The following is a 14,502-nucleotide window of genomic DNA, read 5'->3' as shown; positions in this document are numbered from 1 at the left end:
GCCCGGGCTTGACCCGGGCATCCAGAGATGCCGAAGCCGCTCGGGGTGGCCCCTGTCATTGCCGGGTCAAGCCCGGCAATGACAGAGGAAATTGAAGCGGACAGAAGGCTTCAATGCCTCACATCCGTGCCGCGAACTCCGCGACCAGCGGGCCATAGGCCTCCATCGGCGGGACCGTCTCATAGCTGTGCGCGGCCGGCGTGGCCGCCCAGGCCAGCTTTTCGCCGGTGAAGGTCTCGATGAACGGCACCGACCAGGCCGGGTCGTCCAGCATGGTCGACCGGACGTTGACGAAATGATCCAGCCCCTCCGGCCGGGTGAACAGCCAGCTCAGGCAATGCGGGCAGAAATAGTGCCGCGACGGGCCGTGCAGCCCGCCGATCACCGGCTCGCCCTGGGTCACGGCGAAGCCCTCGCTCGGTATTGCCGCCGACAGCGAGAAGGCGCTGCCGGTCATGCGCTGGCAGCCGGTGCAGTGGCAGGCCATGGTCAGCAGCGGTGGTGCGGAGATGCTGAAACGCACCTGGCCGCAGCGGCAGCGTCCCTCCTGCGGCAGGGTCAGATCGGTCATGGCGTCCTCCTGATGGTTGCCCCGTTCTAGTTGCCTTGTTCTAGATTGGCGGAGGACGCCGGACCAGATCAGCCCTTCGCCGCCGCCTCCAGCGCGGCGGTGTCGAGCTTCACCATCTGCAGCATCGCCTCGGTGACGCGCTTGACCTTGGCCGGGTCGGGGTCGGTCATCAGCTCGCCCAGCCGCTTCGGCAGGATCTGCCAGGACAGGCCCCAGCGGTCTTTCAGCCAGCCGCACTGCTCGACCGCGCCGCCGTCCTTGAGCGCGTCCCACAGCCGGTCGACCTCGGCTTGGCTGTCGCATTCGACCATGATCGAGAAGGCGTGGTTGAACGGGTCCAGCGGCCCGGCCTCGATCGCCTGGTAGCGCTGGTCGCCCAGGGTGAAGGCCGCGAGCCGGACGCTGCCCGCCGGGCCGCTCGGCGTGTCGGCCGGCAGCGGCGTGACCCAATGCACCGCCGAGCCCGGGATCAGCGCGGTGTAGAAGCCGATCGCGGCTTCCATGTCCTTCTCGAACCAGAGATGCTGGGTGACCTTCATCGCGGTGCTCCTTCCTTGGTCGCGCGGCCATGCGCTGGGCCGCTCCTGATCCAAGGACGACCGAGGGCATCCCTTCCCGACATCGCCCGCAAATTCGCGACGTTAGGACGATCGATCAATGGTCTCCCGGCCGGCGCGGGCCTAGGATGACCGGGCGGTTTCGGGAGGCGGCGATGGCCGGGCACGGGCATGTCGGCAGGACGGATGTCGCCGCTCTGGAGCGGTTCCTTGCCGACACGGCGACCGCCGCGCCCTCGCAATACGCCTTCGTCCGCCGCGGCAAGGTGATGTGCTTCTACGCCGATCCCAGGGTGGCGCTGGAGGCCGGGGCCCGTTGCTTCCCCGACCGCGAATTCTCGGTCATCGACATCTACGCCCGCAAGGTGGTGCTGCCGCACTGACTCAGCTCTGCCTCTCCCGCAGCCGCGGCAGCGCGGCGAGGCACAGCAGGGCCGCCAGGTGGAAGCCCAGCGCGATCGCCGCCAGCGGGAGCAGCCCGTGCTCGATCAGCGGCGCCGCCGCGGCGGTGCCCCCGGCGGTGACCGCGAGGATCGCCAGGACGACGAGGGCGGAGCCGCGGGCGTCGTCGCCGCGCGCCGCCTGCACCGCCCGATAGAAGCCCGGCGGGCCGCGCAGCCCGAGCCCGGCATTGATCGGCACGAACAGCGCCGCGATCGCCATCGGGGCGGTGCCGCCCAATGCACCATAGGCCAGCATCGCCGCGGCCCCCAGCGCGGCGAGCCCGGTGCCGGCGGCGATCACGCGCTCCGCCCCGAGGCGGCCGGCCAGCCCGCCGGCGAGGTTCGCCGCCAGCATGAAGCTGGCGATGCCGCAGACCTGCATGGTGATGAAATCGGCCAGACTGCCCCCCAGAGCACGCACGAACACCGCCGGCATGCCGAACACGAAGGTCAGCAGCCCGCCCAGCACGAAGGCCTGGCTCAGCGCATAGCGCATGAAGGCGGGATCGCGCAGGAGATGGGCATAGCCGCCGCGCGGTCGTCGCCCGACCTGGGGCAGGGCGCTGCCGATCCCGATCGCTGCCGCCAGCGCCAGCGCAGCCGCCGTGATCACCGCGAAGGGCAGCCGCCAGCCGCCGAGCGTCAGCAGCCAGGCGCCGAGGATCGGGGCCAGCGCCGGGGCCAGGGCCTCGATGCTGCCGAGCAGCCCGAGCGCCCGCACCGCGCGGGCCTCGTCGAACAGCGCCCGGACGATGCCCGGCGCGAACACGGCGGGCCCGGCCGCGACCGCGCCCTGCAGCGCCCGCAGCGCGATCAGTGGGCCGATCCCCTCGGTCACCGCGCAGGCCGCCGACACGGCGGCGGTGGCCAGCAGCGAGGCCATGAACAGCCGGCCGGTGGCGAAGCGGTCGCCCAGCGCGCCATAGGTGAGGAGCCCGAAGCAGGTCCCGGCGACATAGGCAGCCAGCACCAGCTGCGCCTGCGCCGGGTCGCCGCCCAGCGCCTCCGGCAGGAACGGCACCGCCGGCAGCACGAGGTCGGTTCCCATCAGGCCGAGCACGGTGCTCGCCACCACCAGCCCGAGCACCAGCCCCTTCTTTTCCCCGGCCATGGCGCACGCGACTCCTTGATTTGGCCAATCTCAGCTCATGTCTAAGCAAAGAAATCCTCGTTTGGATAGGCCATCATTTCCGCCTATCCAGGGTCGAACGGCGGCGCCATTCCCCACCCGACTCATGGAGATAGGATTGACGATCTCGGTATCGCGCCGGAGAGCTCTGCTCGCGGTCGGCATGCTCGCGGCCGGCTCCCTGGTCCCCGGTGTCCGCGCGGCCGACGGCCCGCTCGCCCGCATCGTCGACGACGCGATCCGGTCGGTGATGGCGGAGAACGAGGTCCAGGGCATCGCCGTGGCGGTCACGGTCCGGCGCCGGCAGTCCTTCTTCAACTACGGCGTCGCCGCGAAGGACGGCGGCGGGACGGTGACGGAGGACACGCTGTTCGAGATCGGCTCGATCAGCAAGACCTTCACCGCGACCCTCGCCGCCATGGCGCAGCTGCAGGGGACCCTGTCCCTCTCCGACAGCGCCAGCAAATACCTGCCGGCGCTGGCCGGCAGCAGCTTCGACCGGATCAGCGTGCTCGATCTCGGCACCTACACCGCCGGCGGCCTGCCGCTGCAGTTTCCGGACGACGTCACCGATCCGGACCGGATGCTCGCCTTCTACCGCGGCTGGCGCCCGGCCTATGCCCCGGGCACCCAACGGCTGTATTCGAACCCCAGCATCGGCCTGTTCGGCTATCTCGCCGCGCGCAGCCTGAACCGGCCGTTCGACGAGCTGATGCAGCAGCAGATCTTCCCGGCGCTCGGCCTGGCCAGCACCTATATCCGGGTCCCGCCGGACCGGATGGACCGCTACGCCTGGGGCATGTCCAAGGCCGGCAAGCCGGTCCGGGTGACTCCGGGCGTGCTGGATTCGCAGGCCTATGGCATCAAGACCACCGCGGCCGACATGATCCGCTTCGTCGAGGCGAACATAGGCGGCGCGAAGCTGGACGACACGCTGCGCCGCGCCATCGCCGCGACCCATGCCGGCTACTACAAGGTCGGCGACATGACCCAGGGCCTGGGCTGGGAGATGGTCGACTGGCCGACCGATGTCGACCGGCTGCTGGCCGCGAACTCCTCCGAGATGACCATGAAGCCCAATGCCGCCACCCGGCTGGACCCGCCGCTGCCGCCGCGGGACGAGGTTCTGATCAACAAGACCGGCTCCACCAACGGCTTCGGCGCCTATGTCGCCTTCGTACCCGCCCGCGGCATCGGCGTGGTGATCCTGGCCAACCGCAACTACCCGATCGCGGCGCGGGTGCAGGCCGCCCACCGGATCCTGGCGGCGCTGGACGGCGAGGCCGGGTGATCGGTGCCCAGTGCGTAGGTTGGATTCGCGGAACACGAACCCAACAGCGACCGCCGGACTCTTACTCCACGATCTTCCAGTACGAGTCCTTGCGGATCACCTTGCCGTTGCGGAACGTGTAGAAGTCGCAGCCCCGGACTTCCTTCTTTATCCCCTCGCGGGTCGTGCCGGTGAGGATCCATTTCGACATGCCGATGTCGGCAGCCGCATCCGCAAAGTGCTCAGCCTCGCCATAGTGGACGTCGGGCAAGCCTTCGAAGCGTGTCGCCAGCGCTTTTCGCACGCTCTGTTTGCCTTCGAAACGAGACCCCCAGGGCTCGCTTCCCCGCGGCATCTCCAGGACGCAATCGTCGGAGAAGAACGCCATGATGCGATCGAGATCATGCGCGTTGAAGGCCTCGCACAGCTCCGTCAGCGTCGATCGAATGTCCATCGCCCCGTCTCCGTCCGGTCGGATAATCGAGGATCCTGCTCGCGTTCGACGTCCGAAGCAGGTCATGAGCAGCCGGCCCGGTCAAGGCCTTGCCACCGAGAGGCTGCGAAGAACCGCAGGCTCGTCCTTGCGACGTGGATCGCCGCTGGATGAATGGCCGCCGTCGGTGAACACAATGTTCATTGCGCGCATCCGCGATCTTCGTTCATGCTATGTTCCATGGATGAGGCGCAATCCGAACCGATCCGGCCGACCGCACCCGACATGCATTGGACGGGCTGGGCGCTGAGCACGCTGCGCGAGGCGGCCGAGATCGACATGCGCTGCAAGCGGCTGATCGAGCGGCAGCAGGAGCGGGCGCATCACGACCCGAAGGCGCCGCCGGCTTTCGGCCTGATCCAGGCACGGCTGACGCGCTCGGTGCGTCTGACGGTCGCCCTGACCGACCGGATCCGCACCGGCTTCATGACGCGAAGGGATGAGCGCAAGGCCTCGGGCGAGGAGCAGCGCCGCCGGCAGCGTCGCGAGCGCGCGGCCCAGATGGTCGGCGAGGCCACGGCGCAGCCCGAGCGCGGAATCGACGCCGAATGCATGCGGGCGATGGCGTGGGAGTCGCTGGTCGAGGACGAGATGCTCGACGCGCAGCTGGACACGCTGTCGGCGGAAGAGTTCGTGCGGGCGGTCTGCCGCAAGATCGGCCACCCGCCGGTCCGGCTGCCGCAGAGCTGGGACGAGGGCTGCGAGATGAAGCCCGTCCCGCCGACGGAGCCTCCCGAGGCCGCCGACCGCGAAGCCACGGACGACTGGTCTGCCGAGCCGGGCGAGTCCGACACCGGCCGGCCCATGCCGGAGCCGCCGCAGCCGGACAGCAGCAAGCTGTCATGGCCCGACCGCGTAACCACCGTCACCAACCCGGCCGGCCTTCCACTCTCCCCCTCCCCCTGCGGGAGGGGGGTGGGGGAGGGGTCTACGCGCGTCCGCGCGCGATTGGTTTGGCTGGAGGCCGGATCAGGTGCATGCCGGTCCCGGCTGCACCAACCCCCTCCCCCTGGCCCCCTCCCGCAAGGGGAGGGGGAGGATGAATGTTTGCCATAAGAGAGGCGGCACAAACCTCGCTCCCAAACCCCCGGCCTGTTTGCGTCCGGCCGGGCCACCTCCTATAACCACCGCACGATTCCCTGATCCGCCAGAGTTCGAGCGCGCGATGCACGACATCCGATTCATCCGAGAGCATCCCGAGGCCTTCGACAAGGGGATGGCTCGGCGGGGTCTGTCGCCGGTCGCGGCTGAGCTGCTGTCGCTGGACGAGCGCCGACGCCAGATCACCACCGAGCTGCAGGGGCTGCAGACCCGCCGCAACGCCGCCTCCAAGGAGATCGGCGCGGTCAAGTCCAAGGGCGGCGACGCCCAGGCGCTGATGGACGAGGTCGCCTCGATCAAGGCGAAGATGGGCGAGCTGGAGCAGGCCGACCGCGACGCCGAGGCGGCGCTGGCGGCGCGGCTGGCCGAGCTGCCGAACATCCCCGACGACGACGTGCCCGACGGGGCGGATGAGAGCGCCAATGTCGAGATCCGGCGCACCGGCGAGCCGCGGCGACTGAACTCGGCCCGCGACCATGTCGACCTCGGCGAAGGGCTGGGGCTGATGGACTTCGCCGCGGCCTCCAAGCTGTCCGGCGCGCGTTTCGTGGTGCTGCGCGGCGCGCTGGCCCGGCTGGAGCGCGCCATCGGCCAGTTCATGCTGGACCTGCACGTCACCGAGCATGGCTACACCGAGATCGCGCCGCCCTTGATGGTGCGCGACGAGGCGGTGTTCGGGACCGGCCAGCTGCCGAAGGCGGCCGAGGACATGTTTCGCACCAACACCGGCCATTGGCTGATCCCGACCGCCGAGGTGCCGCTGACCAACCTGGTCGCCGGCGAGATTCTCGAGGCGGAGGGGCTGCCGCTGCGCTTCACCGCGCTGACCCCGAGCTTCCGCTCCGAGGCCGGCGCCGCCGGGCGCGACACCCGCGGCATGATCCGCCAGCACCAGTTCTGCAAGGTCGAGCTGGTCAGCATCACCACGCCGGAGCAGTCGGCCGCCGAGCACGAGCGCATGACGCAATGCGCCGAGACCGTGCTGAAGCGGCTGGGCCTCGCCTTCCGCACCATCGTGCTGTGCACCGGCGACATGGGCTTCACCGCGCGCAAGACCTACGACATCGAGGTCTGGCTGCCGGGGCAGGGGCGCTACCGCGAGATCTCCTCCTGCTCCAACACCGGCGAGTTCCAGGCCCGGCGGATGCAGGGCCGGTTCCGGCCGGCGGGCGAGAAGGGGACCCGGTTCGTGCACACGTTGAACGGTTCCGGCGTCGCCGTCGGCCGCGCCCTGATCGCGGTCATGGAGACCTATCAGCGGCAGGACGGCTCGATCGAGGTGCCGGAGGTGCTGCGGCCTTATATGGGCGGGCTCGAGATTCTCGAAGTGAAGGGCTGACGATGCGCATCCTCCTGGCCAATGACGACGGCATAAACTCCACCGGCTTCTCGGTGCTCGAGCGCATCGCCCGCGAGCTCTCGGACGACGTCTGGGTCTGCGCGCCCGAGACCGAGCAGTCGGCCGCCAGCCATTCCCTGACCATCCACCGGCCGCTGCGGCTGCGGCAGATCGAGGAGAAGCGCTTCGCCGTCGACGGCACGCCGACCGACTGCGTGCTGCTGGCCGTCAACCACATGATGAAGGACAAGCGGCCCGACCTGGTGATGTCCGGCGTCAACCACGGCCGCAACATCGCCGAGGACGTGACCTATTCCGGCACCATCGCGGCGGCGATGGAGGCGACGCTGCTGGGCATCCGCGCCATCGCCTTCAGCCAGCAATTCGCCGATGGCCGCCGCCCGGACTGGGAGACGGCAGGGCGCTGGGGCGCCGAGGTGGCGCGCAAGGCGATCGCCACCGACTGGCCGGACCAGGTGCTGGTCAACGTCAACTTCCCGGCGGTCGATCCGGACGCGGTGACGGGCATCGCCGTGGTGCCGCACGGCCTGCGCAAGATCGGCGACGTGCTGGAGGAGCGGCTGGACCCGCGCGGCCGCACCTATTTCTGGATCGGCACCAGCCGGACCGAGCAGGCGCTGCAGGGCACGGAGACCGACGTGTCCGCCATCGCCGCCGGCCGGATCACGGTGACGCCGCTGCATCTCGACCTGAACCACGCCGCCGCGATCCAGTCCCTGCGCGGCGCCTTCGCCAAGTAAGGGCGTCGCCGATGATCGCCGAGCCGCGGCTGATCCGCCTGCTGATGCATCTCCGCCGGTCGGGGATCACGGATCATCGCGTCCTCGGCGCGATCGAGCGGGTGCCGCGCGAGGCCTTCGTGCCCGACGCCTTCCTCGACCAGGCTTATGAGGACATCGCCCTGCCGATCGGCCGCGGCCAGACCATCAGCCAGCCGATGGTGGTCGGGCTGATGACCCAGGCGCTGGAGGTCGGCGACCGGCACAAGGTGCTGGAGATCGGCACCGGCTCCGGCTACCAGGCGGCGGTGCTGGCGCGGATCTGCCGCCGGCTCTACACCATCGAGCGGCACAAGCCGCTGCTCGACCTGGCGCTGGAGCGGATCGCCGGGATGCGCATCAGCAACATCACCGCGCGCTGGGGCGACGGTATGAAGGGCTGGCCGGAACAGGCACCGTTCGACCGTGTCATCGTCACCGCCGCGCATCGCGGCGACCTGCCGCCCCCGGCGCTGACGGATCAGCTCGGGATCGGTGGTATAATCGTGATTCCCATGGGGGACGAGAAGCGGAACCAGCGCGTGGTCCGCTTCACGCGCACCGAGACCGGGTTGGAGCGGGAGGATCTGTGGCCAGTTCGCTTCGTGCCGTTGCTGCCGGACCTTCCCGACGGGGAGGATGGCGGTCCATCCTACTGACGACGCTCGCCGCGGCGAGCCTCGCAGCCTGCAACGTCCCGCCAGGGGCCGACGAGGCCGCGCTGCGGCCGGCGACCGTCCAGGTCCAGCCGGGCGACGACGTGCTCGCCATCGTCCGCCGCTATGACGTGTCGATGCCGGCGCTGATCGCGCTGAACGGACTGCAGCCACCCTATGCGCTGCAGTCCGGCCAGACGCTGCGCCTGCCGGGCGCACCGGGATCGGCACCCGGCCCGGCGCCGACCATCACGCTGCCCGGGGCCGTGGCGACGGTGCCGGGCGCGACCGTGCCGATGGGCGGCACACCGCTCAACACGGTGCCGTCGACCGGCAGCGGGCTGGCGGTGCAGCGCCTGCCGCCGCCGGGCGGAGCCGCCGCGCCGGTGGTGCCGGGCACGGTTCCTGCCGTGCCGGGCACGGTGCCGCCCGCGGGCGCCGTCACGGCCCCGACTGTGGTGGCACCGACGACCGGCGCCCCGACCTCGATCGTGCCGAAGCCGCCGCCCGCGACGGTGCCACCGGTCGCCAGCACCACCGTGCCGCCGCCCGCCGCGGCGTCCCAGACCGCGACCCGGGGCGGCCGCTTCGCCTGGCCGGTGACCGGTTCGGTGATCGCCGGGTACAACGTCCCGCTCGCCGGCAAGCCGAACCAGGGCATCAACATCTCCGCCCCGGCCGGCACGCCGATCAAGGCGGCCGGCCCCGGCACCGTCGCCTATGCCGGCAACGAGCTGCGCGGCTATGGCAACCTGGTGCTGATCCAGCACGGTGACGGGCTGGTCACCGCCTATGCCCATGCCGCGTCGCTGTCGGTGAAGAAGGGCGACACGGTCACCGCCGGCCAGACCATCGGCACCGTCGGCCAGACCGGCGCGGTCGACGCACCGCAGCTGCATTTCGAGGTGCGCAAGAACAGCTCGCCGGTCGACCCGAAGCAGTATCTGCAGTGAGCTAGAAGCGCTCGACCGGCGCCAACTCGGCCAGGAGGGCATCGAGGAAGGCGCGCACCGCGGCCGGCAGGGTGCGGCCGGCCATGGTCAGGATGTGCAGCGTGCTGTCGGTCATGCTCTCGTCTGCGACCGGCACGGCGACGAAGTCGCCCAGCTCCACCCGGCCGGGGTCGCGGATGGCGCTGGTGAAGTGGATGCAGCCCTCGATGTCGCTGAAGCGGCGCAGCGCGGCCATCGAGTTGGTCGACAGCACCGGCTCCAACCTCAGCCCCTGCAGGTTGCAGGCGGCGTCGATCAACTGCCGCTGGGTCCGGTCGGGGTCCGGCAGGGCGACCGGGTGGGGCAAAGTCTGAGCCAGAGTGATGCTTTCCTGATTGGCCAGTGGGTGGCGTCGTGGCATCAGCGCATGCATCGGCCGGCGGATCATCCGCTCCACCGCAACGCCGCGCGGCGGCGCCAGGTTGAAGCTCACGCCGATGTCGGTCTCGCCATCCTGCACCCGCCGGGCGATCTCGACGGAGGTGCCGACCCAAAGGTGGAAGGTCACGCCGGGATGCTCGCGGCGGAACGCGGCCACCGCCTCGGGCAGGATGTCGATCGCGAAGCCCTCGAAGCTGGCCAGCCGGACATGGCCGCGATGCGGGCCCTGCAGCTCGCGGATCTCCGCGGCCGCGCGCTCGCCGTCCAGCATCGACCGGCGGGCATGGCCGGCCAGAATCTCGCCGGCGGCGCTGGGCACCATGCCGCGCGGCCGGCGCTCGAACAGCTCGGCCCCCAGCTCGCGCTCCAGCTTGGCGATCTGGCGGCTGATGGCGGAAGCGGCGACGTTCAGCCGCTTCGACGCATCCGCGATCGAGCCGGACCGGGCGACTTCCAGGAAGTAGCGAAGCGCGGTGCTCTGCATACCGGGCCTTTCGTCCGTTGCCGAAGCGGCAACACGTTGTGCGAATTATAGCGCTTGTGGCATGCGGACCGCGTCCATACCAGGGACGGCGAACAAACCTGAACAGGGATGGCGATGAACAGCTTTTCGCCCGAGGCGATCGCGGAGGCCGTGGCGACCCGCCGGCATCTGCACGCGAACCCCGAGCTGAAGTACGAGGAGCGCGGCACCGCCGACCTGGTGGCGTCGCGGCTGCGCAGCCTCGGTTACACGGTCGAGACCGGCGTGGCCGAGACCGGCGTGGTCGGGCTGCTCGACACCGGCCGGCCGGGCCCGACCATCGCCCTCCGCGCCGACATGGACGCCCTGCCGATCCTCGAGGACACCGGGCTGCCCTACGCCTCGAAGACCCCCGGCAAGATGCATGCCTGCGGCCATGACGGGCACACCGCCTCGCTGCTGCTGGCCGCCCACGGCCTCGCCGGCATGGCAGGCCGCCTGTCCGGGCGGATCAAGCTCTTGTTCCAGCCGGCTGAGGAGGGTGGGCTCGGCGCCGCCCGGATGATCGAGGCCGGGGTGCTGGACGGCGTCACCGCGATCTACGGCTATCACAACCGCCCGGCCTATCCGCTCGGCCGGGTCTTCGCCAAGTCCGGCCCAACCATGGGCGGCAGCTCGCTCTATGAGGTCACCATCTCCGGCAAGGGCGGCCACGCCTCGCGGCCCGACCTGGCGATCGACCCGATCTTCGTCGGCACCGCCGTGGTGCAGGGGCTGCAGAGCGTGGTGTCGCGCCGCCTGTCGCCGCTGGAATCCGGCGTGGTCACGGTGACCCAGTTCCATGGCGGCAACAGCCACAACATCATCCCGATGGCGGTGACGCTGGCAATCAACACCCGCGACGGGTCGCCGGCCGCCTATGAGCGGATCGACCAGGAGTTGCGCTGGGTGATCGCCCAGATCTGCGAGGCGCATGGCGCCACCCCGGCGATCGAGCAGAGCATGCGCATCCCCTCAGTGGTGAACGACGCCGCCGAGACCGACTTCGTGCTCGCGACCGCGCTGGAGACAGTCGGTCCCGAGCGCTCCGGCCGGATGGACTCGCTGCCGACCATGGGGGCCGAGGACTTCGCCTTCTATCTGGAGAAGGTGCCGGGCTGCTTCTTCTTCGTCGGCAACGGCGAGGACAGCGCCTATCTGCACCATCCCCGCTACGACTATCGGGACGAGATCCTGGCGGTCGCTGCCGAGATGTTCACCGCCATCGCCGAATGCCGGCTGGGGGGCCGCTGACCATGACCGCCTCGACCGCCGAAAGCCGCTCCGGCATGCAGCGCTTCCTCGCCCTGATCGAGCGCGCCGGCAACCGCCTGCCGCACCCGTTCCTGCTGTTCCTCATCCTCTGTGTCGTCGTCGCGGTGCTGTCCTGGCTGATGGCGCTGGGCGGCGCCGCCGGCATCAACCCGAAGACCGGCAAGGAGATCGCGGTCCAGAGCCTGATCTCGGGCGATGGGCTGGTCTTCGCCCTGACCTCGCTGGCCAAGAACTACGTCAACTTCCCGCCGCTCGGCGTCATCCTGGTGATCATGCTGGCGATCGGCGTGGCCGATAAGGTCGGGATGATCGCCAGCCTGATGCAGGTCAGCGTGATCAAGGCGCCGCGGCACCTGACCACCTTTGTCATCTTCCTGGTCGGCATGTGCAGCCACCTGGCGTCCGACGCCGCCTATATCGTGCTGATCCCGCTGTCAGCGATGATCTTCCAGGCGGTCGGGCGCAACCCGCTGGTCGGCGCCGTCACCGGCTATGTCGCGGTCGGCGCCGGCTACGACGCCAGCCTGTTCATCACCCCGGTCGACATCATCCTGTCCGGCATCACCACCGGCGCCGCGCACACGATCGACCCGAACGCCTATGTCTCGCCGCTCGACAACTACTACTTCATCGCCTGCTCGGCGGTGCTGCTGTCGCTGGTCGGCACCCTGGTGATCGAGCGGATCGTCGAGCCGCTGGCCGGCAAGTACACCGGCGACGTGGTGCTGACGCTGCAGCCGATCGGCGATGTCGAGAGCCGGGCGCTGAAGCGCGTCGGCTGGGTGGCGCTGGCCTTCCTCGCCGTGGTGCTGGCCGCGGTGCTGCCGGCCGGGTCGCCGCTGCGCAATGAGGAGGGCGGGCTGGTGCCGTCGCCCTTCCTCGAAGCCATCGTCGCCATCCTGGCGGTGTTCTTCCTGCTGCTCGGCTGGGTCTATGGCGCCGCGGTCGGCAAGGTGAAGAGCGCCCGCGACGTCGCCGGCTACATGGCCGAGGCGGTGAAGGAGCTGGCGCCGACCCTGGTGCTGTTCTTCGCCATCTCACAGTTCCTGGCCTGGTTCCGCTGGACCAATCTCGGCGAATGGATCGCGATCCACGGCTCGCATCTGCTCGACACCGGCGGGCTGGGCGGCACGCCGCTGGTGGTGGCCTTCGTCCTGCTGGCCATGGTGATGAGCGTCTTCATCACCTCCGGCTCGGCGCAATGGTCGCTGATGGCGCCGGTCTTCGTGCCGATGATGATGCTGGTGGGGATGGAACCGGCGCTGGTCCAGGCCGCCTTCCGCATCTCGGATTCGGTCACCAACGTGATCTCGCCGATGAGCCCGTATTTCGCCGTCTGCCTGGCCTTCCTGCAGCGCTATCAGAAGGATGCCGGCATCGGCACGCTGGCGGCGATGACGCTGCCGATCTCGATCGGCTTCTTGGTCGCCTGGACCGCCTTCCTGGTGCTGTGGGTCGAACTCGGCCTGCCGCTGGCCCCCGGCGTCGGGCTCTTCCTGAACTGACGGGAGGAGGCGCTACTTCGCCGGTTCCAGCCGCTTGCCCAGCCGGCCGGCCAGGTCCTGGATGTACTGCCAGGCGACGCGGCCGGAGCGGGAGCCGCGGGTGATGGTCCATTCCAGCGCCTCGGCCCGCAGCGTCTCCGATGCGATCTCCAGGCCGTAGGCGGCGGCGTAGCCCTCGACCATCTCCAGATAGGTGTCCTGGTTGCAGCCATGGAAGCCGAGCCACAGGCCGAAGCGGTCGGACAGCGAGACCTTCTCCTCCACCGCCTCGCCGGCGATGATCGCGGTCGACCGCTCGTTCTCGATCATCTCGCGCGCCAGGATGTGGCGGCGGTTCGAGGTGGCGTAGAACACGACGTTCTCCGGCCGGCCCTCGATGCCGCCCTCCAGGATCGCCTTCAGCGACTTGTAGCTGGCGTCCTGGCCGTCGAAGGACAGGTCGTCGCAGAACAGGATGAAGCGCCGGGTCGAGGCGCGCAGCAGGTGCAGCAGCCGGGGCAGGGAACCGATGTCCTCGCGGTGGATCTCGACCAGAGCCAGGATGCCGCCGGCCTCGCCGTTCACCGCCGCATGCACCGACTTGACCAGCGAGCTCTTGCCCATGCCGCGCGAGCCCCATAGCAGGGCGTTGTTGGCCGGCAGCCCTTTGGCGAAGCGGCGGGTGTTCTCCAACAGCAGGTCGCGCTGCAGCTGGATGCCCTGCAGCAGGACCAGATCGACCCGGCTGACCGCGGCGACCGGCAGCAGCCGCCCATGCTCGGCGTCCCAGGTGAAGGCGTCGGCGCTGGCCAGGTCGGTCGGCGCCGGCACCGGCGGAGCCAGCCGCTCCAGCGCATCGGCGATGCGGGTCAGCAGCTGCAGTCGTGTCGGATCCAGGTCGGCCACCGGACAATCTCCTTCGCTCAGAGGGGCCGACGCTAGCGATCGGTTCCGGCGAGATCAATCCCGCAGGGCACACCGTTGCCGCGACCGCAGGCGAACCGGATTCCGTTGCAACCGCGGCCCCGGCCGCTATAGTCGCGCCCGACTGTAGAGGTGGAGCGAAAGATGCTGATTTCCGAGGCTTATGCCCAGACGGCTGATGCCGGCGCGGCCGGCGGTGCCGGCATGCTGATGCAGTTCGCGCCGCTGATCCTGATCTTCGTGGTGTTCTACTTCCTGCTCATCCGGCCGCAGCAGAAGCGGGCGAAGGAGCATCGCGACATGCTGGGCAACTTGCGCCGCGGCGACCGCGTCGTCACCGGCGGCGGCATCGTCGGCACCGTGCAGAAGGTGGCCGATGACGAGCTGACGGTCGAGATCGCCGAGAACGTTCGGGTCAAGGTGATCCGCAGCACCGTGACCACCGTCCTGGCCCGCACCGAGCCGGCCAAGAACGGCGGGGCCAAGGGCACGGATGCGGACGACGACGCTACGCCGCCGCCTGCTGCCAACGCCCCGGCCGAGGCGGAGAAGCCGAAGGGGTTCAGCCGCTTCCTGTCGCGGAAGTGAGCTGAACGGGCGGGATCG

Annotated in this window: 16 protein-coding genes; 10 read left to right on the top strand and 6 right to left on the bottom strand. The window is 69.9% G+C overall.

All coding sequences use genetic code 11. From position 1 onward, the window contains the following. Positions 1-118 precede the first annotated feature (118 nt). Positions 119-571: a GFA family protein gene (locus QFZ27_RS29425; protein ID WP_429230007.1), complete on the bottom strand. Its 453-nt coding sequence runs from the start codon at positions 569-571 to the stop codon at positions 119-121. A gap of 68 nt (positions 572-639) precedes the next feature. Beyond that, a complete protein-coding gene (locus QFZ27_RS29420; RefSeq protein ID WP_429230006.1) occupies positions 640-1,110 on the bottom strand; it encodes a VOC family protein in 471 nt (156 codons plus the stop codon). Between the two features lie 173 nt (positions 1,111-1,283). Between QFZ27_RS29420 and QFZ27_RS29415 the strand changes: the two genes are divergently transcribed. Beyond that, positions 1,284-1,511, top strand: a complete 228-nt coding sequence (locus tag QFZ27_RS29415; RefSeq protein ID WP_429230005.1) for a hypothetical protein — start codon at positions 1,284-1,286, stop codon at positions 1,509-1,511. Between the two features lies 1 nt (position 1,512). Here QFZ27_RS29415 and QFZ27_RS29410 read toward each other — a convergent pair whose 3' ends face one another. Next, the gene (locus QFZ27_RS29410) at positions 1,513-2,682 is read right to left on the bottom strand and encodes an MFS transporter (protein ID WP_429230004.1); all 1,170 of its coding nucleotides are present in this window, start codon (positions 2,680-2,682) and stop codon (positions 1,513-1,515) included. A 181-nt stretch (positions 2,683-2,863) separates the two neighbouring features. Here QFZ27_RS29410 and ampC point away from each other — a divergent pair, with 181 nt between their 5' ends. Then, the gene (gene ampC / locus QFZ27_RS29405) at positions 2,864-3,991 is read left to right on the top strand and encodes a class C beta-lactamase (RefSeq protein WP_429232510.1); all 1,128 of its coding nucleotides are present in this window, start codon (positions 2,864-2,866) and stop codon (positions 3,989-3,991) included. 61 nt (positions 3,992-4,052) lie between these two features. Here the strand turns inward: ampC and QFZ27_RS29400 are convergent, their stop codons facing one another. Beyond that, positions 4,053-4,424, bottom strand: a complete 372-nt coding sequence (locus QFZ27_RS29400; protein WP_429230003.1) for a nuclear transport factor 2 family protein — start codon at positions 4,422-4,424, stop codon at positions 4,053-4,055. A 153-nt stretch (positions 4,425-4,577) separates the two neighbouring features. On the opposite strand from QFZ27_RS29400, the gene QFZ27_RS29395 reads away from it, so the two are divergent. The 5 genes from QFZ27_RS29395 (at position 4,578) to QFZ27_RS29375 (ending at position 9,291) form a co-directional block, all read left to right on the top strand. Then, complete coding sequence (locus tag QFZ27_RS29395; protein ID WP_429230002.1) at positions 4,578-5,519, top strand: hypothetical protein; 942 nt, start codon at positions 4,578-4,580, stop codon at positions 5,517-5,519. A gap of 109 nt (positions 5,520-5,628) precedes the next feature. Continuing rightward, positions 5,629-6,903: a serine--tRNA ligase gene (gene serS, locus QFZ27_RS29390; RefSeq protein WP_429230001.1), complete on the top strand. Its 1,275-nt coding sequence runs from the start codon at positions 5,629-5,631 to the stop codon at positions 6,901-6,903. 2 nt (positions 6,904-6,905) lie between these two features. Continuing rightward, positions 6,906-7,664 (top strand): 5'/3'-nucleotidase SurE, encoded by a 759-nt coding sequence (surE, locus tag QFZ27_RS29385; protein WP_429230000.1) that lies wholly within the window; start codon positions 6,906-6,908, stop codon positions 7,662-7,664. An 11-nt stretch (positions 7,665-7,675) separates the two neighbouring features. Then, positions 7,676-8,341, top strand: coding sequence for a protein-L-isoaspartate(D-aspartate) O-methyltransferase (locus QFZ27_RS29380; protein WP_429229999.1), 666 nt, complete (start codon positions 7,676-7,678; stop codon positions 8,339-8,341). Beyond that, positions 8,272-9,291 carry a peptidoglycan DD-metalloendopeptidase family protein gene (locus QFZ27_RS29375; protein WP_429229998.1) on the top strand — a complete coding sequence of 340 codons (1,020 nt, stop codon included), beginning with the start codon at positions 8,272-8,274 and terminating at the stop codon, positions 9,289-9,291. Before QFZ27_RS29380 ends, QFZ27_RS29375 begins: the two co-directional genes overlap by 70 nt. A 1-nt stretch (position 9,292) precedes the next feature. Here the strand turns inward: QFZ27_RS29375 and QFZ27_RS29370 are convergent, their stop codons facing one another. Then, on the bottom strand, positions 9,293-10,195 hold the full coding sequence (locus QFZ27_RS29370) for a LysR family transcriptional regulator (RefSeq protein WP_429229997.1): 903 nt from the start codon (positions 10,193-10,195) through the stop codon (positions 9,293-9,295). A gap of 114 nt (positions 10,196-10,309) precedes the next feature. Between QFZ27_RS29370 and QFZ27_RS29365 the strand changes: the two genes are divergently transcribed. Together QFZ27_RS29365 and QFZ27_RS29360 are read left to right on the top strand one after the other, a co-directional pair. Continuing rightward, complete coding sequence (locus tag QFZ27_RS29365; protein WP_429229996.1) at positions 10,310-11,467, top strand: M20 metallopeptidase family protein; 1,158 nt, start codon at positions 10,310-10,312, stop codon at positions 11,465-11,467. Positions 11,468-11,469: 2 nt separating this feature from the next. After that, complete coding sequence (locus QFZ27_RS29360; RefSeq protein WP_429229995.1) at positions 11,470-12,993, top strand: AbgT family transporter; 1,524 nt, start codon at positions 11,470-11,472, stop codon at positions 12,991-12,993. Between the two features lie 12 nt (positions 12,994-13,005). Here the strand turns inward: QFZ27_RS29360 and QFZ27_RS29355 are convergent, their stop codons facing one another. After that, positions 13,006-13,878, bottom strand: a complete 873-nt coding sequence (locus tag QFZ27_RS29355) for an ATP-binding protein (RefSeq protein ID WP_429229994.1) — start codon at positions 13,876-13,878, stop codon at positions 13,006-13,008. A 162-nt stretch (positions 13,879-14,040) separates the two neighbouring features. Here QFZ27_RS29355 and yajC point away from each other — a divergent pair, with 162 nt between their 5' ends. Further along, on the top strand, positions 14,041-14,484 hold the full coding sequence (gene yajC, locus QFZ27_RS29350) for a preprotein translocase subunit YajC (RefSeq protein WP_429229993.1): 444 nt from the start codon (positions 14,041-14,043) through the stop codon (positions 14,482-14,484). The last annotated feature ends 18 nt before the right edge of the window (positions 14,485-14,502 follow it).

It is taken from the genome of Inquilinus ginsengisoli (assembly GCF_050434925.1).
In the GTDB taxonomy this organism is placed as follows: domain Bacteria; phylum Pseudomonadota; class Alphaproteobacteria; order DSM-16000; family Inquilinaceae; genus Inquilinus; species Inquilinus ginsengisoli_B.
The sequence above is the reverse complement of the archived record's forward strand: the minus strand, read 5'-3'. Positions and strand labels throughout refer to the sequence as shown.